Below are 306 nucleotides of genomic sequence, written 5' to 3' on the forward strand. Positions count from 1 at the left end.
GCTCAGGCGTCAGCGCATGCTCGAGCATTTCGTATTCGACGCCGTCATAGGAAAGCGACCGGGCAGTGTAGAGACCGAGCGAGCGCAGGTCGCGGGCGAGGACTTCCATCGCGGCAACGCCGCCAGCCTCGATGGCTTGCACAAATTCCGCCCGTGTCGCGAAGGGAAAATCCTCCCCACCCCAGAGGCCGAGCCGCTGCGCATAGGCGAGGTTGTGAACTGAGGTCGCCCCGGTGGCCGAGACATAGACCACCCGCGCATTCGGAAGCATGTGCTGGAGGCGCAGGCCCGCCCTGCCCTGCTGCG

1 protein-coding gene is annotated in these 306 nt (G+C 66.0%); it reads right to left on the reverse strand.

Annotated elements, in window-relative coordinates; genetic code table 11:
- On the reverse strand, nt 1-306 hold a 306-nt coding region (locus D2N39_RS22460; RefSeq protein ID WP_199725348.1), incomplete at both ends, for a strawberry notch-like NTP hydrolase domain-containing protein.

It is taken from the genome of Gemmobacter lutimaris, assembly GCF_003570715.1.
GTDB lineage: Bacteria > Pseudomonadota > Alphaproteobacteria > Rhodobacterales > Rhodobacteraceae > Gemmobacter > Gemmobacter lutimaris.